Here is a 23,424-nt window from a genome sequence, read left to right as displayed (position 1 = left end):
AGAAGTGCGTAAGCACTACGAAGCAATCTATATGACAAACCTAGATATCAAAAATTATTGACAGGCTAAACACTCATCATATTTAGAAGACTCTTCTTCTTGTTTTTTCTTATTAGCTATTTCAATATCTTTAAAATCTACTTTCTTGACATCGTGTGATACTTTATCGGGTCTTTGAATTGAGGTTGATCTACAATAATATAAACTCTTTACTCCTTTTTTCCAGGCTCTAAAATGGATATTATTTAAGTACATCTTACTTACATTACCTGCTAAGAAAAGATTTAGAGATTGAGATTGCGAAATATGTGGCGTCCTATCTGCTGCTAAATCAATAAGCCAATTTTGATCAATCTCATGTGCCGTTTTAAAAACCTCTTTTTCATGAGCAGATAAAAAAGTTAAATGTTGAACTGAGCCTTCATGCGTGGCAATTGATGACCAAACTTGATCATTATTAAAACCTTTGCTATTTAACAATTTTTCTAAATATTTATTACGTACATTAAAAGATCCGGTAAGAGTCTTTTGGATAAAACTATTAGCCGCAAATGGTTCAATTCCAGGCGAACTATTACCAGCAATAATTGAGATTGATGCTGTCGGAGCAATAGCTGTTTTATTACTAAAACGCTCTTTACTACCTACTTCATCTGCATCAGGACAAGACCCACGTTCATCAGATAAAATTACGGAAGCTCTATCAACTTCTTTATGAATATGTTCAAATATTTGGTTATTCCAAACCTTTGCCATTACCGATTCTACCGGCACATCCTTTAATTGTAAGAATGAGTGAAAACCCATAACCCCTAACCCTACGCTACGTTCACGCATGGCTGAATATTTTGCTCGCTCCATAGTGTTTGGGGCTTTAGTGATAAAATCTTCAAGAACATTATCTAGAAAACGCATGGCGGTAGGAATAAACTCTGGATCATTCTGCCAATCATCAAAATATTCTAAATTTACTGAAGATAGGCAACAAACAGCAGTTCTCGCTTTACCCAAATGATCAATACCAGTTGGTAAAGTAATCTCACTACAAAGATTTGAAGTTTTTACCTGTAGCCCAAGTTTTTTATGATGTTCAGGAATATATTTATTGATAGTATCAATAAATATTATGTAAGGTTCTCCAGTTTCTATTCTAGTAGTTAATAACTTCACCCATATCTCTCTTGCCTTAACTACCCGTACAACTTTTTTAGTATCAGGGCTAATTAAAGAAAAATCCTCATCATTTTCTACTGCTTGCATAAAGGCATCTGTTATAGCTATACCATGATGAATGTTCAAAGCTTTACGATTAGTATCACCACCTGTATGACGTCTTAAATCGATAAACTCCTCAATTTCTGGATGGTCAATTGGTAAATATATAGCAGCACTACCACGTCTAATTGACCCTTGGGAAATAGCTAAGGTCATAGAATCCACAACTTTGACAAATGGAATAATGCCAGAAGAAGTGCCTTTGCCTTTAATTTCCTCATTAATCGAACGAACGTTGCCCCAGTAACTTCCTATACCACCACCACGCGAAGCTAACCAAACATTCTCCGTCCAAAGGTCTACAATACCTTCTAAACTATCATCTGTTTCATTCAGAAAACAGGAAACCGGCATCCCTCTATCAGTTCCACCATTACTAAGAACTGGAGTGGCTGGCATAAGCCACAGCTTGCTTATATACTCATATAATTGCTGGGCATGTTGGGTATTATCAGCATAGTAGCTAGCGACTCTAGCGAATAAATCCTGAAAATCCTCTCCGGCTAATAAGTACCTATCCTTTAGGACGGCTTTACCAAAATTAGTCAATAAATTATCTCGTTTCTTATCAATTTCTATAGGAAATTTAGTATTTGCTTGCGTTGTCATGTTGTATTTCTTTTTGGAATTAAGTTGTGATTATAACTGAATCTGATTATAATAAATGAAAAAAATCTAAATTATAGCAGATTTTTATTTTAACACTAAATACAAGAATTACTGAACTATCAATTACTAATCCCATTTATTCCCCCAATCCGTTAACTTTAAAGACTTAATAACATTAATGTCTTCTTCAAATCCCTCTATATCATCTTTATCAAGATGCGGACCATTGCAAAAAAATTCATTTAATTCGCCCAACGTAAGCGTCGGCTTGTTTTGTGTTGGTACTAGCCTTGCCACTATATTTGTTCCTTTTTTAATATCAAAACTTTCTCCTTGATAATGCACTCGTCCAATAATGTCTGAAAAAGATCGCACCATATCTGTTACTGTAATGACTTTTGGCATTAATTCCTCACTCTTTAATTGTAGATAATAATATTATCATATAATTTTAAGAAATTCTTCCAATTCTGCTATAGTGGAAACATTAATCAAATTAAATTTATGGTCAGTTTTTTTCAGCATATTCGTCAAAACCTTACCTGCACCGATTTCAACTATTTGTTCTATTTCTAGATTTTCTAATTTATCTAAAGTTTGACGCCACCTCACTCTACCACAAATCTGTGAGATTAAATTTTTCTTTATCTCTATAGGATTAGTTGTTGGTTTGGCTGTAACGTTTTGTATCACCGGAACGAACGGCTTGTTAATTGTTATTTTATCTAAAGCTTGTGCCATTTTATCTTCTGCTGACTTCATCAAACTACAATGAAAAGGACTACTTACATTTAATTTAATAGCTTTGTATCCTAAATCTTTTACAATAGACATTACCCGCTGCACTGCCATAATCTCACCGCTAATTACTATTTGCCCTTTTATATTATCGTTAGCTATATCAAAATTGGTAATTTCTTTCATAATCTGTTCCAGCTTTTCCAGAGGAATGCCTATACATGCTGCCATTAAACCCTCACCTAGCGGATAGGCTTCTTGCATGGACTTACTACGTACCGCTAACAATTCGGTAGTTACTTGTAGATTTATACTTTCTGCTGCACATAATGCACTATATTCTCCTAAAGAATGACCAGCAACATATGAACACAGATTACTAACATTGCTATTTGTTTGTTGTTTAATAACATTCACTATTGCCATAGAGATGGTCATTAGTGCCGGTTGGGCATTAATTGTTAAAGTCAAATCTTCACTTGATCCGTTAAAGATAATATGACTTAATTTTCTGCCAAGAGTATCATCAACAATTTCAAAGGTCTCTCTTGCTACTTGAAAATTATCATAAAACTCTTTTCCCATACCAACTATTTGTGATCCTTGACCTGGAAAGACAAATGCTCTATTCATAATAACACCTTATAATAATTATAATTTACCCACTGCCGATTATGAGAATTCAGACAATACTGTCAATGATTTTAATCATTCTAGAACTATTAACATCAGAGTCAATGGCATTGATCTATGATAAAGATACTTTTATTAAAAACACTTTTACCCATCTAGACAACAAAGAATGGCAAGATTGTGAAAAGATGGCAAAAGCTTCAAAAGATCAAGCTTTAATCAAAATTGTCATGTCTCAACAGTTCTTAGACCAAAATTATAAAAAGAATAATTTTGCATCGGTAATAAATTTTATACAAGATAATCCCCACTGGCCACATATCAACAAACTAAAAGAGAGAGCTGAACAATATCTAAATTATGGCACAGACAAAACTTTAATCATAAATTGGTTTAATAAAAACCAACCAATCACGCCTTTAGGCTATAAGTTCTACGCTTTAGCTGCTAAACAATTAATAAAAGATCAACAGAAATTAGCAAAAATTATAAAAAACGGTTGGATTTATGGCGTCTTTACTGCTCCAGAAGAAAAACAATATTTAACTAATTTCAAAAATATATTACGTGAAGAAGATCATGATTTAACTAATTTCAAAAATATATTACGTGAAGAAGATCATGTGAAAAAAATTGATCAATATTTATGGGAAACCGATATTAATAGTGCCAAAAAATATATGCACTATGTGAGTAATGGCTATAAACAAAATTTCCTTGCCCAAATTGCTATACTAAACCAGTCTAGTAATAGTGAGGAACTTTTTCAAAAAATATCAGAAAAATATTATACCCCTGCTTTATTATTTCACTATTTGGATTCCAAAAAAAAAGATATCCCCACCAGCAAAAGTATCGCTCTATTTAAAAAAGTAAAGCCAGATAACATACATTCTGCCCGTTGGGGGCGCCTACAATCCTATTACGCCAGAGAATTTATTGACCAAAAAGATTTTGCCAATAGCTATAAAACAATTACTATACCTCTTACTGTAAGCCATGAATATATAAGAGAAGCAGAGTGGCTTAGTGGTTGGCTTGCTCTTAGATTCTTACATAAACCTGACCTTGCTTTAAGTCATTTTAATAAATTTATGAAACTTACAACAAAGCCATTAAGTATATCAAGGGGACAATATTGGCTAGCTAGAACATATCAAGCAAAAGGGGATATGAAACAAGCAAATAAATTTTATAATATGGCAGCTAAATATTCTGATCGTTTTTATGGGCAGTTGGCAAATATTGAGCTTAAAACGAATCACTTAATTCTACCACAAAAACCTAAATCCATTAAGCCTAATTTGGAAAATAGTGAAATTATTAGAGCCATAAAACATTTAATTAAATATGGTAAGTATGGTTTAGCTTTTTTATATGCTGATACGGCTATTAGAAAATCATCAGAGCCATCTGAAATTTTATTAATTACTAAGCTAATTAGCAGCTATGATAATATTTTCCATATGGTAGAAATAGCAAGAATCGCTTGTCAATATCATGTTTTTATTAAAGATTATGCTTTCCCTATCACGCATATAAAGGCAGTAAAAACCTCTCCTGTAGAGGAAGCTTTAACATATAGTATTATCAGACATGAATCGGGTTTTAATCAATACACCATTAATGACGCTAAAGGTCATGGGCTAATGCAACTTGAAAAAGCTGCTGCCTGTGATACTGCAGAATCTCTTAATCATCAATGTAACATTAAAAAACTAACCACTGATCCTGAATATAATATTATGCTAGGTAGCAATTATTTAAAAACACTGTTACAACGATTTGATGGGTCATATATTCTAACTATCGCATCTTATAACGCTGGTCCTAATACCATATCAAAGTGGATGGATCTATTTGGTGATCCACGAAAGCTAAAAAATTTATGGCAAGTAATTGATTGGATTGAGCTAATACCATATCCTCACACTAGGAATTATGTGCAACGTGTGTTGGAAAATATACAAGTTTATAGGACTATAATTAATAAAAATAATAATTTAAAATTAAAACACGATCTTTTAACTTAGTGGTAATACAATTATACTGTATAATATAGGAAGGATACTTATGAAATTATCAAAAAATAAGAAACAAAAAAACTATACTCTACTATATATACTTGTGATTATGATTATATTAGTGTATTTTGTAACTTTAATAAAGCTTTCGAGTTAAAATTATGAAAAGAAAAGCTACCATTGGACTCTTTATAGGCGTTGTTCTATTATCAGGAATAATAATTTTTATAATTAATAATAAAGTTGAATCTGAAAATAATACAGATACTGCTATGTTAGAAATTGTAACGGTCATAAAAAACCATAGATTTGAACCTGATGTTATTACAGTACCTAGTGGTAAGAAAATTCGTTTTATTATCCACAATCAAGATAATACTGTAGAGGAGTTTGAAAGTCATGATCTGCACCGCGAAAAGATCATTATGCCAAATGATTCTATAAATATAATACTTGCCCCTTTAGCTCCTGGTAAATATGATTTCTTCGGAGATTTTCACCAAGAGACGGCTCAAGGGTCTCTCATTGTTAATTAAATTTATTTACGGTTTAAATGTTTAAAATAGCGTTAGTAGTATTTAGAGAATGTCTGGAAATAGCTTTGTTGCTTGGGGTAATACTTGCTGTAACAAAACAATTAGAAAAATCTAGAATTTATATAATTGCTGGAGTGATGCTTGGCACAGTATCTGCTGCATTATTCGCGTTCTTCACTCGCACTATATCCATATCATTTAGTGGCATGGGGGATGAGATATTTAATTCTGCAGTTATTCTACTAACAGTTGTGTTAATTGGTTGGACTATAGTATGGATGCAAGGTTATGGTATTAAGATAAAGCGACATCTTAATGATTTGTCTGTAAAGATTAGTAGCGGCGATAGTAGTTATATAATGCTAATATTGATTGTTGCAGCAACTATTCTTCGAGAAGGAATGGAAATTATTTTATTAGTTTACAGTATTTCCTCAGTTGAAGTAATTGACGCTAATAGTTATCTACTAGGGTTAATTATTGGTATGGTTAGCGGACTAACACTTGGTATCGTTATATATTTAGGTTTTATAAAATTAGCAAACCAACAATATATATTTCGTATATCTTCAATTTTACTAATGCTTATTGCCAGTGGCTTTGCAGCAGAAGCGGCTGGTATATTGACTTCTTCAGGAATTATTACTATTCTGCCAGACCAGCTTTGGGATAGCTCATGGCTAGTTTCTGATAACAGCATTTATGGTAAATTTCTAAATATGATTACTGGATATATTGCTAAGCCTAATGGCTTACAAGTCATTTTTTATATTTGTACTCTAGGATTAATTAATATCTTTATACAAATGAAAATCAGATGCACAAAAAACTAGTAACAGAGAAATAAACCTAATTTATGCTTAATTTTTTATCAGAAATTGCTCCGCTTATAGCGTTTTTTATTGGCTATTTTTATGGCGGTAGTATGCAAAGTGCAACGTTATATATACTTATTACTTCAATTATTTGCGTTAGTTTGTGTTATTTTATAGAAGGCAAAGTTTCAAGATCATTATTAATATCTTCTGGAGTGTTATTAGTCTCAGCTAGTATAGTTTTGATCAGTGGTAACTCTATGTATATCAAGATCAAACCGACTATTCTATATTTAATTTTTTGTGGTACATTTTTTATCAGTGCAGTAAGAAATAAGGCATTTATGAAATATATGTTTAATCATTTTGTCCAACTTGAAGATAAAAATTGGAATATTTTAAGCTATAGAACCGCGGCTTTCCTCCTGTTCATGGCAATATTAAATGAAATAGTATGGCGTAATTTTGCAGAATCTACATGGGTTATATTTAAAATATTTGGAGCAATACCTATAATGTTCATTTTCCTATTGCTACAAATACCTTTTATCTTAAAGAACAAACTGCCAGACTCAACAGATGACATAAGCTGAACTCTAAGAGTCATTGCCAGATAACGTACAGTCAGGAAAGTGATTAAAAATGGATTGCTTCGTTGACCTTACGGTCTCCTCGCAATGACATCTTATACTTTAACCTTTTTTCCGTGAACACTCACATTCAATCTACAACTGTAGTACTAGATACCTACTTTCACAGGGATGAAACTAAGTCAAGCGAATGACAACGTTGCTAAGAACAACAATTTAAGATTACTTCATTGTCACAAAATGACTCCTCTTAATAACGTTAAACTTCTGAAAGTTTTTTTGCCTCATCAGCCGATATTAAAGCTTCAATAAATTCGTCTAACTGCCCATTTTTCACGACATCTTCTATTTTATAGAGAGTTAGGTTAATTCTATGATCAGATACTCTGCCTTGCGGAAAGTTATAGGTACGAATTCTTTCCGATCTATCACCAGAACCAACTTGACCTTTGCGTACTTCGGCTCTCTCCATATCTTTTTTATATCGCTCTGCTTCATATACCCTAGAACGAAGAATTTTCATAGCCTTAGCTTTATTTTTATGCTGTGATTTTTCGTCTTGTAAGGCAACGACAATACCAGTTGGTAAATGGGTAATTCTTACCGCTGATTCTGTGGTATTGACATGTTGTCCACCTGCTCCCGATGCTCGATATGTATCAATTCGTAAATCTTTGTCATCGATCTTAACGTCTACATCTTCTGCTTCAGGCAAGACAGCAACGGTAGCTGCCGAAGTATGGATCCTCCCACTTGACTCAGTCTCAGGGACTCTTTGCACTCGGTGGACGCCTGATTCGAATTTAAGTTTAGAGAATACATCGCGTCCTTGAATCAGGGCTGATGCTTCTTTATATCCGCCAATACCAGTATCTGAGATTGATAATATTTCAAAACGCCAGCTTTTTAATTCGGCGTATCTGTGATACATATTAAATAAAGTTGCTGCAAATAATGCCGCTTCTTCTCCACCGCTACCAGCTCTTACCTCGATAATAGCATTTTTTGTATCAGCTTCGTCTTTTGGTAACAAAGAAAGCTTTACCGCCCTTTCTAGTTTAGGCATCAGAGCTTCTAAACGATGTATTTCATCATATATCATCGACTGCGTATCATGGTCTAAATTTGGCTCTTGTGCCATTTCTTTGATATCGCGTAACTCGGATGTAGATTTATTATATTCATTAATTGTTTGAACAATTGGCTCTAGTCCAGCATATTCCTTCGATGCTTTGATAAATTCTTCTCCGACTATACCAGTGCTTAATTTTTTTGATATTTCTTCATATTTGTTTAAGATTTTTACTAGATTATCAGAAAAGCTCATAATTTATTCTATGATTTAAGTTTTAAGTTGTGATGAAGATAAGATGCAAATCAGAAATTATATAAGCATCAATGCAGGGCTTTCTATAAATTTTTTGAATGAAGTCAAAAATTTGGCTCCAACAGCACCATCAACAACTCTGTGATCAGAAGAAAGGCTAACATCCATCATAGTAGCAATTTTTATCTGATCATTGTCAACTATTGGACGTTTTGAACTTGCTCCTATTGCTAGGATACAGCTTTGTGGTGGATTTATTATAGCATTAAAGCTCTTAACACCGTACATACCTAGGTTAGAGACGGAAAAACCACCCCCTTGAAATTCTTCAGGAGTTAATTTATTATCCCGGGCTTTTTTTATAAGAGTTTGTAATTCGCGGGATAATGTCACCAAATCTTTTTGATCAGCATTTCTGACGATAGGTGTTATAAGACCGTTATCGATTGCTACAGCAACTGATACATCGACGTTATTATAATATCGAATAGCAGATTCATCCCAACTGGCATTTGCTTCCGGTACAATTTTTAGAGCTTTGGCTACTGCTAAAATAACAAAATCATTGACAGAAATTTTAATATTACTCTCTTCTATCAGCGATTTATTGATATCTTCTCTAATATCAAGCAACTTATCCATATTACATTCTATTGAGAGATAGAAATGTGGAATGGTTTGTTTAGATTCAAGCAAACGTTTAGCGATGATTTTACGAATATTGTTATTGGGGACAGACCTGTACTCCTGGTTATTTCTGTTCACCGCCCTAATCTTACCACTATTTGTTGGTTGCACTAAGTAGGATAATACATCTTTTTTAATTATTCTACCATGTGGTCCACTACCTTGAATATTTGACAAATCAATATTATCAATAGCTGCTAATCTTCTAGCCAAAGGTGAAGCATATACTCTAGCAGTATCTTTTATTGTTTTGTTTTCCGGAGTTAAATTAACTGATTTACTTTCCTCTACAACTATTGCCGGCTTTTCAGATGATTTAGCAACATTATCACTACTTGCTATAAAATTATCCAATAAGCTTATATCTTCACCTTCTTCAAGTAATACAGCAATAAGTGAGTTGACCGCTACATTCTCTGTACCTTGTGGTACAATTATTTTAGCAAGAACCCCTTCATCTACAGATTCCACTTCCATAGTAGCTTTATCTGTCTCTATTTCTGCTATAACATCCCCTGGAACAACCTTATCTCCTTCTTTTTTTAGCCATTTGCTAACATTCCCTTCAGTCATAGTTGGGGATAGAGCAGGCATGAGAATCTTAATTGGCATAATATTAGTTCTAATTAGTTCGTTGGTATTTTTATGGTATTAGGACTGACTAACATAATTATCTGTTTACCCTCCATTTTAGGAGCAGAATCAATCTTAGCCAAACCTTCTAGTTCTAACAATATACGGTCAAATAACTTCATACCAATATCGTTATGGATAATCTCTCTACCTTTGAACCATAAGGAGATTTTTACTTTGTCACCTTCCTTCAAAAAATCCTTGATTTTACGAAGCTTCACATCAAAATCACCCTGACTAATGTTTGGCTTAAACTTCATCTCTTTAAGGACAATAATTCTTTGTTTTTTCCTGGAATCTTGAATACGTTTTTTACTATCATATTTAAACTTACCAAAATTCAATATCTTACAGACAGGAGGCTCAGCATTTGGTGAAATTTCTACTAAATCTAAAGCAGCCTTTTCGGCATACTCCAAAGCTTCCCTAATACTGACGATGCCAAGCATCTCACCATTTTCACCGACTAAACGAACTTGACTAGCCCTAATTTCCCTATTAGCCTTCGGAAAATTACTGCTCTTAACTCCAGAAATAAAACTTCTCCATAATTATTGTTTAAATAAAATTATATTATTACTCAAATTATTTTGAGCATATAACTAACCCATTCTAGTTAACTCGTCATTGCAAGGAGTACATAAACCTCAACTGTCATTGCGAGAAGCTACTTTAGTAGCATTGAAGTAATCTATTTCTTAATGAAGAATGGATTGCTTCGCTCACATATGTTCGCTCGCAATGACAAACTACAAGCACAACCGTCATTGCGAGAAGGCGTGAGCCGACGAAGCAATCCATTTCTAATTACCTTTATGGATTGCTTCGTTGCCACTTTGCAGCTCCTCACAATGAAGGAGTGTGGACTCGCAATGACATTTAGCTATATTCAAAATACCACTTACGTTAAATAGCGGGTATTCTGATCTTTCACAAGCTTTACTAGATTTTTTAAAGAAATAATTTCTTGTTGATCAGATCCGAGTTGTCTTATAGTCACAGTATTATTTGCCATTTCCTGTTTACCAACAACAGCTATTATAGGCACTTTATCATTAGAAAAACAACGTATTTTATAATTAATCTTTTCAGGCGAAATATCAATATCTGACCTTACCCCTTCACTAACCAATAATTTATGCACCTCAAGTGCATAATCATTTAAATCACTAGTGATAGTAGCAATAGCTACTTGTACAGGAGCTAACCATAGAGGGAATCGTCCGGCATATTCTTCAATTAATATACCAATGAATCGTTCAAAAGAACCAATTACAGCCCTATGCAACATTACTGGTCTCTTTTTCTCACCGTTTGCTGCAACATAGTGGGCATCAAGACGTTCTGGTAAGACAAAATCAACCTGTAGAGTACCGCATTGCCATTCTCTACCTATTGAATCTTTAAGACAAAAATCTAGTTTTGGTCCATAAAATGCTCCATCACCAGGGTTTAATATGTAAGAATAACCGGCTTCTTTTACGGCATTTTTTAGAGCATTTTCGGCTTTATCCCAAACTTCATCACTGCCAGCCCTTACCTTAGGACGATCTGAAAATTTAATTTTTATATCCGAAAAGCCAAAATCTTTATAAATCTCGGTTAAGAGACTACAAAATTTTACTGTCTCACTGTTAATTTGCTCTTCGGTACAGAAAATATGGGCATCATCTTGCCTAAAAGCCTTTACTCTCATCAAACCATGCAATGCTCCAGATGCCTCGTTTCTATGACATAAACCAAATTCAGACATACGCAATGGTAAATCTCGATAACTTTTGATACCTTGCTTAAAAATCTGTACATGACATGGACAATTCATTGGTTTCATAGCCAGCGTTTTATCATCAGCAAGATTTAGAGCAAACATATCTTCCCTAAATTTCTCCCAGTGACCAGAAGATTCCCACAAGCTTTTATCAACAAGTACCGGAGTTTTTACCTCAATATACCCCATTTTTCTAATTTTATTTCTGATATATTGTTCGATAATGCGGTATATGCTCCAACCCTTATCATGCCAAAATACCATACCTTGAGCTTCTTCCTGAAAATGGAACAAATCAAGTTCCCGCCCTAATTTTCTATGATCACGTTTCTCTGCCTCTTCAAGCATATACAGATAATTGTCCAACTGCTCTTTTGTTGCCCAAGCTGTACCATAGATTCTTTGTAGCATAGGGTTCTTACTATCACCTTGCCAATATGCTCCTGCCACTTTCATTAATTTAAAATGTTTAATGAAGCCAGTTGATGGAGCATGCGGACCACGACAAAGATCAATAAAATTACCTTGCCGGTATAAGGTAATATCCTCATTGTCCGGAATTTCCGAGATTATCTCAGCTTTATAATGTTCACCAATTGATTTAAAGAATTCTATAGCTTGATCACGATTCCATACTTCTCTAGTGATTTTCTCATTTCTTTTAACAATCTCATGCATTTTTGCTTCTATCTTCAGCAAATCTTCCGATGAAAAAGGTTGCTCCTTAGCAAAATCATAAAAAAAGCCATTTTCAATAGCTGGCCCTATAGTTACCTGGATATTGGGAAATAATTCTTTAACTGCCTCCGCTGTTATATGAGCAGCATCATGACGTATTACCTCTAAGCATTTAGAATCTTTATAGGTTAGAATTCTTAAATTACAATCAAATTCTATCGGCAAGCTTAAGTCCTTTAGCTCATTATTTACCTCAATAACCAAAGCATCTTTTGCTAGAGAAGTAGAGATTTGACTAGCTATCTCCAACCCCGTAATATTTTTTGTAAATTGCTTTTGTGTTCCATCTGGAAAAGTAATAGTAATCATTGTATCTTATCTAATTTCAACATCTCCATATTATATTGTTAATAGCTTATATTCAACTTAAATTTTAATATAGCTAATTAGCCATTTGTTTCAACAAAAAGGATGTCACCAATTTCTCATCAATTGACTATACCTACTCTTCTAATAATTGTTCACGTATTGCTTGTAAGTCATCTTGACAATTATTCCAAACATCTTGGATTTCTTGTTCATAAGCAACTAACTCCAGCATAGTCCAATTAAACTGTTCAAAAAGCTTATATGCATTATTTAGCCCTCTATAAATAGCATCTATATTAGATAATGTTGTAGAAAATAATTCTTCTATTCTCGCTTCTTGTGATTTTTTATATTCACCATGACTAGCGGTACCAAATTCTGCTATATCATGCATCTGATTGGTTCGTATCTGTATTTCCACATTACGACTAGGTGTCCCAACGGCAAGCACGACATGCAGAGAACTATAACCATTATGCTTAGGATTAATAATATAGTCTTTATATTTCTCAAGATTGTTAGGATATAGATCATGAAGAATATCCAATACTTTGTAACAATCTTCTTGCTTATCAACTATAATTCTAAGAGCCACTAGATCAGTTAATTGATGAAAATCAATATTCTTTCTTAACAGCTTCTTTAAGACAGAAGCAGGGTCTTTTAGCCTATATGATATGTTCTCTACTATAGAACTCTCATGCAAACTAGTACCAATAGCACTGACAATCTTGTGGAAATTATATAACATAAAACTCATATTACTCTATAATATTTTAGAGATATTAATAAAAATTACCACTTCCTGTCAATGACTAAATTATTAAGTTATAAATAAGATATTTTAATAATATAATTTGTTATCGAATTAGTTATAAACCTTAACTTGCTTTTTCCATAAATCCATGTCATATTGTTCACAATATTCAAACATGGCATTAGTATTAGGGTGATGTATGCCGAATTCTTTAACTTGAGATTTACCAAAGAATTTATAATTATATAAATCTTTTGATTTACAGGCGGCTATAGCTGCTTGACTATATAAGTAACTAACTTGTGCAATATTTTGACGATTATCTTTATATAAATAATGATATATAGTATAAGCTTTTTTATAAGATGCTATTGCTTCTTTAATATTATCTTGAGCAAATAAAATCTCACCTTGTACCACATAACTAGCCGCCAGATCCGGATTTTCATAATAATTTGTATCATTAACATCTCTACTCTTTGCTAAATATAGGTCTATAGCTTTATTAATGTGATCTAGACATTCATCCATCTTACCCAGTCCCAATTCACTTCTTGCCAATTGTGTATAAATCCTTGCCACTTGCTTGGAAGCATAAGCAATCCCTTCACCTTGTAAATGATACATGTCACATAATTGTTTAGCTTGAGCATAGGATTCTTGATATCTACCAAGATAGTTTAGTATTGCCGCCCTAAGTAGATAAGATGAAGTATAATATCTATTATTAGGGGGTAATCCGTTTTTTGTAAGTACCTCAATATTTTTATCGATATAAACTAAAGCCTCATCATATCTACCTTGGATAAAAAATAAGCTTGCCTTTAAAGAATATATTACAAATACATCAGATTCTTGGAGTTCTTGTTTTAATAATTTTTGCATTTTTTCAAGGCGTTCTTCGGTAATTTTTATATGACCTAAAGATACTTGAGATTTAGATAAGTGTAAGTCTAAAATAAATTTTAAGGCATCACAATCATTAAGATCATCTAAAATCTTTAATGCTTGAGTAACGTAAGAAATAGCCACTTCAAAATTTGTTAAGGACATTCTATTATACGCCCCTATTGTTCCTAAATATCGAGCATAATGATATTTTTGATTTTCGGACATTTTCCAAAGTTTAAAGTTACCTTCCTTATATTTTTGTTCGAACCAATCTGTCATTTCTTTTACTTTACATATATTGCTATCATTTATACATAAAGAGAGTAAATCAGCTCTTAAATTAAGCATTGCATATACGCCAATATTATATTTTTCCGAATTTTTGAAAAGAATTTCCAGATTTTCACGTATAGTCTTTGATGCTCTCCATACATGTATCAACAATACCTAATTTTTAGGTTTAGGTAGTTTTAAAATAATATCTTCTAAATACATTTTATTGTTTTTAGCTCCATTTAGCTCCATGATCTTATTAGCAATAATATCATGCATCTCAAAAATAGGATTACCTTGGTTAGGATCAATGCTGCTAATCAGTAGGAACTTAGATAATTTATATATATCGTCATCTAGAGTATCTTTACTATCAGTAATGACACTAAGTAGTTGCTTTGAGAAACTCTGATTATTTAGTAAAGCTATTTTATTAAGTAACTTTACTGCACTAGGCTTTAATCCCTGTATAGCCATATTAATATTTGTTGTTATTTTATCAGCTGAGTGATAAATTTTATTCTTATATTCTTCTCTATCTAAACCTTTGATCTTATTTAATAATTGAATGCCTTGAACTATAAGTATAGGGTAACCATTAAATGCTTTTATTAAAAATTCAATATCTTTTTCGTCTTTATTACTTAATAAATTACTAGCTAAAATAGCGGTAGTATCTTTGTCAAATAAAGCCATTTCTATAGTGTTAGGTAATTTCTCACTATCTTGCGAACAAAATATTATATTTCCATTACTCTCCCAATCAATAAACTCTTGAATTTTGTTATTTTCATTAATTTTTAGATTATCAAATATTAATAACCACTTATTCTTGTCAGTTAAATACGATATTACTTCCTTCTTTGCTAAAGTAATATTTTCAGATATATTAGCATTTCTAATACTATTAAGCTGTTTAGCTAACTTGACAAATTGCTCATTAAGATCAACATTACAATCAAAAAACCAAATAATATCGTAATCAGCCTTATTATCATAGGCATGCATTCTAACAAATTGCGTTTTGCCAATACCGCTAGTGCCTACTATACTTACCTGTTTATGTTTACTTAAGCTATCCTTAAGTGCATTACGCTGCTTCTCGTGACTTACAAAATAACTAACTGGTATAATCAAATTAGATATTTGTTCCTGAGCAAATGAATCATTGACCACAATTAACATTATAAGTAGCAAAAAATTCTTATTCATTTTTTTCTCTTAATTAAAGAGTTTAATAAAATGACGTTTTCTTCTTGTTGGTTGTTCCAATTCTTCAAATCATTTGAGTAAATCTCTATAACATTACTTTGATTATGACTTATTTGATAGTTATAACCATTCGTTTGCAATAGATTAAATACTTGACTTAGATTAAGTAGAAAAGGGTTAGCATGGGTTTTGAAAAAATTATTTGACGTTTTTAGCAGCTCTTGTGCTGTCATTATAGGATAACCATCATATTCAAAATGTAGTACCACCTTTTGCTTTATACTGTCAATAGTTAATTTAATATTATGCTTGGTAACAAAAGGTTGGTTTTTTAACAAAAAGAATAGATAGCTAATAACACTATAAATTATTTGATACAATGCTGCATTAGAAGAAAAATGTAATATTTTTGCTTTACTGGAAATTTTAAACGATATATTCTCATCTTCCTGATTAAATCTATCAATAAATAAATCAACTAATTTAGTGGTATCAATTTCTTCTATTTTATTTTCTTGGTACAATGTTATAGAGCAAGGTACTTTATCACCAAAGTTTCTTAACCTATAATCCTTGAGCATATCTTCTTGATTATCGAAATTATTATCAAGCAACGATATTTGATTAGCTTCTTGAGCAAATAAACAATTAATTTCCAAATCTTTTTGTTTATTAAAATCATTATTCCAAATCTTTTTCATTAGGAAGGTTTCACAATGTTTTAATTCTCTTTGATGATTAAGTTTGAGTTGCTCTAATTTTGCAGTATGTTCATCTTGATAATGTAATGCATAAGACTTACTGAAACTGCTAAATAATATTTTTAATAGAACATATAACAAGATCATATTAGCTGTAATAAATGCAGTTAATAGCCAAAAGCTTCTTTTGATCTCTGTTTCTACTTTATGCCAAAATACACTATTAATTGCCAGGCTAATATTAAGTTGGTAAGAATCGTTAATATGATATATTTTATCTATTTGATAATTTTGCATTTTAGTATTTGAATGAAGAAAATTTTTATTCAGTTCTATCTTGTAATTAATGAATTCTGGAATACTCCAATCTAATAGTTCCCCAAAACGGAAAATATTATAATTTTTACATTTTAGTGCTTCAGTACATATCTCAATCTCACTACTAGTAATGTTAATTGAAATGTTTTTGTCCTGAATATTGCTAGATAAGTAATATGCTAAAGAAGAAAGTTTATTCATACTTACCTCTACTATTTTGTCATAATTGGTTTGCAGAATTTGTGCTTTTTTCATCTCAACTTTATCATTATAATATTGATATAATGATATTATAATTGTGCTATAAATTATAATAATTAAGGTAAATATCTTAAATAAATTTTTTCTTAATTTATCTAGATATGGTGAATTTTGCCCTTTCATAAATCAATAAACTAATAGTTGAAAATTACACAAAATGCCCTAGGAAACTGTTGAAGATAATTACCCCGACAGCCTCTTAGGTTCATTAGCTGCTTGATAACCACATGTCGCAGCTTAAATACCCCTATGTTTAGTTATATATCACACTTTTTATGCTACGTTAAGTTACTATTATGTCAATAAATTTAATTTTTTCCATTGTTAATGAATAATTATTTTAAAAGAAAAAACGAACTAATAGTAATATTGCTTTTTGGTAATCAATTTTTTTACAAAAGCCTACTTGTTTAAAAATATTTACTGCAAGCCTGCAAATATGAGTATCCTGTTATGACAGTCAGAAGTGCGGCAATCCATAAAGCTATTTGCCCTATTAAATCCATGTGAATTATACCCGAACCTTTAGAACCAAGAATTAATACTGACAAAGCGAACATTTGGGTAAATGTTTTAATCTTAGCTAATCTAGATACAGGAATACTTACTTGAATTAAAGCTAAAAATTCACGTAACCCAGCCACCAAAAATTCACGAGCCAAAATTAATAAACACGGTATCTCTCCTGCAACTCCTTTTTTTACCAACATTATAATTACACAACCTACTAATAATTTATCAGCTATAGGATCAAACATTTTACCAAATCCTGATACTAAATCAAACTTCCTAGCAAGATAACCATCAAAAAAATCAGTAATACTAGCTAAAATAAATAATATCGCTGCAATTCTATGAGCAAGCTTAGAACTATCTAGATAAAAGGTCATTACAATAATTGGAATAACCGCTATACGAGCTATCGTCAGATAATTTGGTATATTTTTGTCAATAGTCATTTATTATTACTTTTTGATCTTTTCCCATGAACAACAACGACGGATTATGATCTAAATATAAGAAAATAGGAACCATTTTTTATAAAATAACTTAAAAAACTAATCTATCCTACAGTTAAATTCATACCATCATCATTACTAAAGCATAAAGAACCAACTGGTACTACTGTATCATCATATAAACTCATTGATGCAATTAACAGTCCCGACTCCTGTTTACTACACTCAGGCTCAATTTTTTCGTTTATATTATGTAATACTGCTAAAACATCATATACCCCCAAAGCTTTTGCTTTATATATGATATATTTTTGTAATTTATTACTATCTTTACAATCTTTATATTTATAGTATTCATATAATTTAACTAATGCCACTAAGCTTTCACTAGCAAAGTCTTTTGTGTCAGATATTGGCAATCCATTAAGGAAGGTTTTTATACTATTGATAGCCCTAACAAAATATTCTACTTGATTTTCATCCGATAAAATACCCTTATAAAAATTTGTCATTCCTTCATAGAATTTGGCGTTTTCTTTTTCCTCAGGTGGTTGTAAGTTTGGCATTGTAACTTTAGCACTTTCTTTCACCAACGCCTTATGGAGTTCAACATAATTGTAGCCTCTTTTATTTGCTACATTTTGCTTTGCTCCTACATTTTTTAATTCTCCTAATATTAAATAATCCTTATGAAAAATTGCTAAGTGAAGTGGTGTATTGCCGTCCTTATCTTGAATATTTAAGTCTATTCCAGGATGTTTAATCAGTAAACGAACAGTTTTTATACTATTAACAGTTACTGCACGATGTAACGCAGTATGTCCATAAAAATCTTGATTATTAGGATCAAATTTATTTGCAAGTAAGATTTTTACAATTTTTGCAGCTCCATAGCAAGCAGCTTGATCAAGTAAAGTTGCCTCTCTTGTATCTCTTTGCTGACTTAATTCACTGCCAAATTTGTTAATTATTAATTTTACTATCTTTGCATGTTTATCACTTACGACTAGGGGCGTTAATGCTTGAAATAAATCTTCTGATTTAATTTTAGAATTGAAATTAGGACACCTACTATTTAACAATTCAAGTGTTTTATTGTCCCCAGCTTTAATAGCATATATGAAAACATGTTCCAAAAATGATTTATTTGATATGTAGCTATCTCTCTCTTTTTCTGTTATTTTAATTTTTGCCATAAAAACGCTCTTAATTAATACCCTATATCAGTTATAAAATAAATATAGCATAAATATTTAGTGCCACTAATAACAAAAGATATTATTTTAGAAAATTATTTTTGTAACAGGGTTATGTGTATGGTGAGTTACTATTACAAAAAATTATAACGAAAAAATTATGACAAGAAAATATTGTTTTAAAATGGATAAACTCATTCGTGATTTGGTACCAGGAATTATGCGGTCTCGTGGTGTTTCGGTATTTGAACGTAGTATGAAAGAAGATGAATATATCCAGCGTCTTAAGGATAAATTGTTGGAAGAATCACAAGAAGTGATTGATGCCCAAACACCCGATGAAGTTTCTGAAGAACTAGCTGATTTGCTTGAAGTAATTTATGCATTAAGTAAAGAATACAACTTATCGATGGAACAAATTGAAGCAAAGCGGTTTATTAAGAAACAGAAAGATGGTGGTTTTGATAATCGTATTTATGGCTCTTATATAGAAATGCATTCTGACAACGAAAATATTGGTTATTTTTTAGCTAGACCAGAAAAATATCCTGAAATAAAACCATCTGACCTGCTTAACTTAGTGTCACCCCTGCGTAAGTAGGGGGCTAGATTCCGCACCGAAGCGGGAATGACAATGAGAAGAAGCGGGAATAACAAAAATAGAATTACTTTAGTTATTGCAGGCGGTCTCTAAATTATCCTAAAGGTTTATTGCATCTATACAAGCAAATGTAGCAATTTTTGTTATCTCACTTGCTGATGCCCCCATTCGTACTATTTGTACCGGATATTCAAAACCATTAATTATTGGTCCGATAAAAACACCTCTGGCTAATTCTTGTAATAGTTGCGTTGAAATTGCAGCTGAATGCAAACCAGGCATAATCAAGACATTAGCGGAACCTGATAACCGACAAAACTTATACGAATTACGTAAATTGGGGTTCAGAGCAACATCAGCTGACATTTCACCATCATATTCAAAATCTAGATTCATCCTATCTAGGATTCTAACAGCTTCCCTTACTCTATTTGCCTTTTCTCTCATTGGATTACCAAAAGTTGAGAAGGAAAGTAGAGCAATCTTTGGCGTCATTCCTATATTCCTTGCTATACTGGCAGTTTGCAAAGTTATTTCTACAAGATCTTGCTCACTTGGTAGTTCAGTCACGCTATTATCAGCAATAATTATATTATGTTCCTTGGTAATCATAATAGAATATCCCAATATTCTATTATTCTTTTTGGGTTCCATTACCTTCATAATATCCTCTAAACTATTATAATAGCTCTTTGTTACGCCAGTAACCATACAATCTGCATCACCGCAAGCTATCATGATAGCTGAGAATATATTTTTATCACTTTTAACAAGTCTAGCACAGTCACGGTATAAATACCCTTTACGCTGTAATTGGCTATAAAGAGTATCTATATATTTATTAAGATTTTGGTTAATAGCCGCATTCATTACGGTAATACCATCTAAATCATAATTCATACCTATTTTATTTAAAACAGCAGATATTTTATCATACCTACCCACTAGGATAGGGTGAGCATAACCAGCATCTCGCATAATAATAGCAGCCTTAATTACCTCTTCCTCCTCGCCCTCAGCAAAGACTACTCTTTTAGGCACTGATTGTTGGATTCTTTCAAATAACAGATTCATGTAATGCGAGGTAGGATTTAGTCTGCTCTCCAATTCCTTTGCATAATTCTTGAAGTCAAAATCTGTAATTCTAGCAACCCCACTATCTATAGCTGCCTTAGCTACTGCCATCGAAACAGTGGTAATTAATCTTGGGTCAAATGGCACAGGAATTATATACTCTGGGCCAAAAATCATTTTTCTACCAGGATATGCTTTATAAACTTCATCGGGTACAGCTTGTCTTGCTAGCTCCGCTAAAGAAAGGGCTGCAGCTATTTTCATTTCCTGATTGATAGTAGTAGCTCTAACATCTAAAGCTCCACGGAAAATATACGGGAATCCCATAACATTATTAAGCTGATTATTGTAATCAGAGCGTCCTGTAGCAATAATCGCATCACTTCTAACTGACTGTATATCCTCTGGAGTAATTTCTGGGTCTGGGTTAGCCATCGGGAAAATAATGGGATTTTGAGCCATGCTAGCTACCATTTCTTTTGATACCGCACCTTTAGAAGATAAACCAAGGAATACATCAGCTGACTTCATAGCATCACTTATGGTACGCAAATCGGTTTCGACAGCGTATAATTCCTTCCATTCATTCATCCCTTCTTTTCGACCCTTGTAAACAACCCCCATTTTATCACATAGTATAACATTTTTTTTGTCGACACTAAGAGCAATTAGTAATTCAATACAAGCAATCGCTGCCGCCCCTGCACCACTTACTACAATTTTTAAATTATCCAATGAACGATTGGTAATATATGCCGCATTAATAAGACCTGCTGCAGCAATAATAGCCGTTCCATGCTGATCATCATGAAAAACTGGTATCTGCATACAGCTTTTTAATTTTTCCTCAATTATAAAACATTCAGGAGATTTAATATCTTCTAAATTAATACCGCCAAAACTATAACCAAGATATTTTACGGCATTAATAAACTCATCTGGATCAGTAGTATCTATTTCAAGATCAATAGAATCAATATCAGCAAATTTCTTGAATAAAACAGCTTTTCCTTCCATTACCGGTTTTGACGCAGCTGCCCCCAAATTACCAAGACCAAGAATGGCTGTGCCGTTAGTTATTACAGCAACTAAGTTACCTCTAGCCGTATATTTATAAACGTCATCTATATTCTTAGCAATTTCAAGGCATGGTGCTGCTACCCCTGGCGTATAAGCCAAAGCCAAGTCCTGTTGAGTATCCAAAGGCTTAGTTGCAGCAATAGCAATTTTGCCTGGTTTTCCATTGCTATGATATTCTAAGGCTTTGAGATAATTTATTTTATTCATTTCATCCATAAATGTTACTCCTTAATTACTTCAAGTTTTCTACTATTAGATATTTATCCACATCAGAACTGACAATGAAACTATTGAAAAAAGTGTTGTGAAAGTAATAATTGATGCCATAGATTCTGGGTCTCCACCAAGCTGACGTGATAAAGCATAAGAGGTACTAGCACATGGTAAACAACTATATAGAACCCCAACTGATTTAGCAGTACCAGTAATTGACATTAATGACAATACTATTATTGTAACAATAGGAAAAGCCACTAACTTAACAAAACTAGTAAATAATACATTTTTCAGAATCGTACCACGCATAAAGAATTTAAGACCTGCTCCAACATTAAGCATACCTATAGCTAAAGCAGAATCAGATAGGGTAGATAAGGTTTTTTTTATGATAAGATGTAATTCTAAATTAGAATAATTAAAAAGGAATCCAATAATACTAGCGATAATCAAGGGATTTTGTACTATTAATTTAAGTGTCCATATAAAGCTAGTTTTAGAACTCTGAGCTACAGAGCTATCAGGAACATAATGTGAGAAAATCATTACTGATATGATATTGGTAAAAATAATCATATAGGATGCAATCGCCGATACTATAGCAAGTCCTTCCTGCCCCAAAAGAGGACTACTAACGCCAAAAAAGATATAATTATTATAACGTACTGCCCCTTGAAAGGTTGAAGTAAACTGAATTTTATCAAAGTTGGTTTTTTTCTGATAAATAATTAAAGCAACAGCAATAATAGAAGAGGAGATGATTAATGCAAGTACCAGCCTTATTATAGAAGATGCATTTAAATCAGCTACGGATATACTATTGAAAAGCATGATAGGAAAAAGAAAGAAATACGATAATTTTTCTATCCCCCTCCAAAATTCTTCAGAAGTTAACCATTTCCTTTTGATAATACTACCAAGTAATGGAATTAAAAGAATAGGTAATGTACTAGAGAAGATATCATTCATCAGTCTACGATTATCCCAATTGCTAATTGTCATGCAATTAGCTGTAAATTATGCGTTACAATTAAATTTTTCAATTTGCATAATATCAGAGTTTTATTGCAAATCAAGACGTATACTTAAATATAGCTAACCCGATTAGTATTATAGTTCAATTAATTAGTTACTCACCTTACGTACACATACGTTAGTTTAAAAAGGTAATAATTAGAAAGTTGTCATTGCGAGAAGGCGTTA

The 23,424-nt window shown here is 32.3% G+C and carries 20 protein-coding genes; 5 read left to right on the top strand and 15 right to left on the bottom strand.

The genetic code is table 11. The annotated features are described in order from the left end of the window. Positions 1-54: 54 nt before the first annotated feature. From AAGD20_RS02285 to fabD, 3 genes are all read right to left on the bottom strand, one after another. Positions 55-1,884, bottom strand: coding sequence for a ribonucleoside-diphosphate reductase subunit alpha (locus tag AAGD20_RS02285; RefSeq protein ID WP_341749238.1), 1,830 nt, complete (start codon positions 1,882-1,884; stop codon positions 55-57). Positions 1,885-2,010: 126 nt separating this feature from the next. Beyond that, on the bottom strand, positions 2,011-2,289 hold the full coding sequence (locus tag AAGD20_RS02280) for an antitoxin (RefSeq protein ID WP_341749237.1): 279 nt from the start codon (positions 2,287-2,289) through the stop codon (positions 2,011-2,013). A 36-nt stretch (positions 2,290-2,325) separates the two neighbouring features. Further along, entirely contained in the window at positions 2,326-3,255 is a 930-nt protein-coding gene (fabD, locus tag AAGD20_RS02275; protein ID WP_341749236.1) for an ACP S-malonyltransferase, read from the bottom strand. A gap of 68 nt (positions 3,256-3,323) precedes the next feature. On the opposite strand from fabD, the gene AAGD20_RS02270 reads away from it, so the two are divergent. The 4 genes from AAGD20_RS02270 (at position 3,324) to AAGD20_RS02255 (ending at position 7,223) form a co-directional block, all read left to right on the top strand. Beyond that, a complete protein-coding gene (locus AAGD20_RS02270; RefSeq protein ID WP_410520912.1) occupies positions 3,324-5,288 on the top strand; it encodes a lytic transglycosylase domain-containing protein in 1,965 nt (654 codons plus the stop codon). Between the two features lie 152 nt (positions 5,289-5,440). Continuing rightward, positions 5,441-5,815 carry a cupredoxin domain-containing protein gene (locus tag AAGD20_RS02265; protein WP_094648933.1) on the top strand — a complete coding sequence of 125 codons (375 nt, stop codon included), beginning with the start codon at positions 5,441-5,443 and terminating at the stop codon, positions 5,813-5,815. Between the two features lie 17 nt (positions 5,816-5,832). Next, positions 5,833-6,648 (top strand): FTR1 family protein, encoded by an 816-nt coding sequence (locus AAGD20_RS02260; protein WP_094648934.1) that lies wholly within the window; start codon positions 5,833-5,835, stop codon positions 6,646-6,648. Between the two features lie 23 nt (positions 6,649-6,671). Continuing rightward, positions 6,672-7,223: a septation protein A gene (locus AAGD20_RS02255; protein WP_341749234.1), complete on the top strand. Its 552-nt coding sequence runs from the start codon at positions 6,672-6,674 to the stop codon at positions 7,221-7,223. Positions 7,224-7,479: 256 nt separating this feature from the next. On the opposite strand, the gene prfA is transcribed toward AAGD20_RS02255, so the two are convergent. The 10 genes from prfA to AAGD20_RS02205 form a co-directional block, all read right to left on the bottom strand. Further along, a complete protein-coding gene (gene prfA / locus AAGD20_RS02250; RefSeq protein WP_341749233.1) occupies positions 7,480-8,547 on the bottom strand; it encodes a peptide chain release factor 1 in 1,068 nt (355 codons plus the stop codon). A 57-nt stretch (positions 8,548-8,604) separates the two neighbouring features. After that, complete coding sequence (locus tag AAGD20_RS02245; protein WP_341749232.1) at positions 8,605-9,846, bottom strand: pyruvate dehydrogenase complex dihydrolipoamide acetyltransferase; 1,242 nt, start codon at positions 9,844-9,846, stop codon at positions 8,605-8,607. A 14-nt stretch (positions 9,847-9,860) separates the two neighbouring features. Next, positions 9,861-10,403: a translation initiation factor IF-3 gene (gene infC / locus AAGD20_RS02240; protein WP_341749426.1), complete on the bottom strand. Its 543-nt coding sequence runs from the start codon at positions 10,401-10,403 to the stop codon at positions 9,861-9,863. A gap of 365 nt (positions 10,404-10,768) precedes the next feature. After that, on the bottom strand, positions 10,769-12,682 hold the full coding sequence (gene thrS, locus AAGD20_RS02235; RefSeq protein ID WP_341749231.1) for a threonine--tRNA ligase: 1,914 nt from the start codon (positions 12,680-12,682) through the stop codon (positions 10,769-10,771). A 133-nt stretch (positions 12,683-12,815) separates the two neighbouring features. Further along, positions 12,816-13,442, bottom strand: a complete 627-nt coding sequence (locus tag AAGD20_RS02230; RefSeq protein WP_341749230.1) for a bifunctional (p)ppGpp synthetase/guanosine-3',5'-bis(diphosphate) 3'-pyrophosphohydrolase — start codon at positions 13,440-13,442, stop codon at positions 12,816-12,818. 108 nt (positions 13,443-13,550) lie between these two features. Then, positions 13,551-14,678: a hypothetical protein gene (locus AAGD20_RS02225; RefSeq protein WP_341749229.1), complete on the bottom strand. Its 1,128-nt coding sequence runs from the start codon at positions 14,676-14,678 to the stop codon at positions 13,551-13,553. 99 nt (positions 14,679-14,777) lie between these two features. Next, complete coding sequence (locus AAGD20_RS02220; protein WP_341749228.1) at positions 14,778-15,815, bottom strand: hypothetical protein; 1,038 nt, start codon at positions 15,813-15,815, stop codon at positions 14,778-14,780. After that, entirely contained in the window at positions 15,812-17,218 is a 1,407-nt protein-coding gene (locus AAGD20_RS02215; RefSeq protein ID WP_341749227.1) for a hypothetical protein, read from the bottom strand. Before AAGD20_RS02215 ends, AAGD20_RS02220 begins: the two co-directional genes overlap by 4 nt. 287 nt (positions 17,219-17,505) lie before the next feature. Further along, positions 17,506-18,054: a CDP-diacylglycerol--glycerol-3-phosphate 3-phosphatidyltransferase gene (gene pgsA / locus AAGD20_RS02210; protein ID WP_094648700.1), complete on the bottom strand. Its 549-nt coding sequence runs from the start codon at positions 18,052-18,054 to the stop codon at positions 17,506-17,508. A 104-nt stretch (positions 18,055-18,158) separates the two neighbouring features. Next, positions 18,159-19,250 (bottom strand): ankyrin repeat domain-containing protein, encoded by a 1,092-nt coding sequence (locus AAGD20_RS02205; RefSeq protein ID WP_341749226.1) that lies wholly within the window; start codon positions 19,248-19,250, stop codon positions 18,159-18,161. 160 nt (positions 19,251-19,410) lie between these two features. Between AAGD20_RS02205 and AAGD20_RS02200 the strand changes: the two genes are divergently transcribed. Beyond that, positions 19,411-19,851: a nucleoside triphosphate pyrophosphohydrolase gene (locus AAGD20_RS02200; RefSeq protein ID WP_094648702.1), complete on the top strand. Its 441-nt coding sequence runs from the start codon at positions 19,411-19,413 to the stop codon at positions 19,849-19,851. A gap of 99 nt (positions 19,852-19,950) precedes the next feature. Here the strand turns inward: AAGD20_RS02200 and AAGD20_RS02195 are convergent, their stop codons facing one another. Next, positions 19,951-22,221 (bottom strand): NADP-dependent malic enzyme, encoded by a 2,271-nt coding sequence (locus AAGD20_RS02195; RefSeq protein ID WP_341749225.1) that lies wholly within the window; start codon positions 22,219-22,221, stop codon positions 19,951-19,953. A 36-nt stretch (positions 22,222-22,257) separates the two neighbouring features. After that, positions 22,258-23,190 (bottom strand): AEC family transporter, encoded by a 933-nt coding sequence (locus tag AAGD20_RS02190; protein ID WP_094648722.1) that lies wholly within the window; start codon positions 23,188-23,190, stop codon positions 22,258-22,260. Positions 23,191-23,424 lie beyond the last annotated feature (234 nt).

Origin of the sequence: Candidatus Tisiphia endosymbiont of Sialis lutaria, assembly GCF_964026535.1 — a bacterium.
Classification (GTDB): Bacteria; Pseudomonadota; Alphaproteobacteria; order Rickettsiales; family Rickettsiaceae; genus Tisiphia.
The sequence above is the reverse complement of the archived record's forward strand: the minus strand, read 5'-3'. Positions and strand labels throughout refer to the sequence as shown.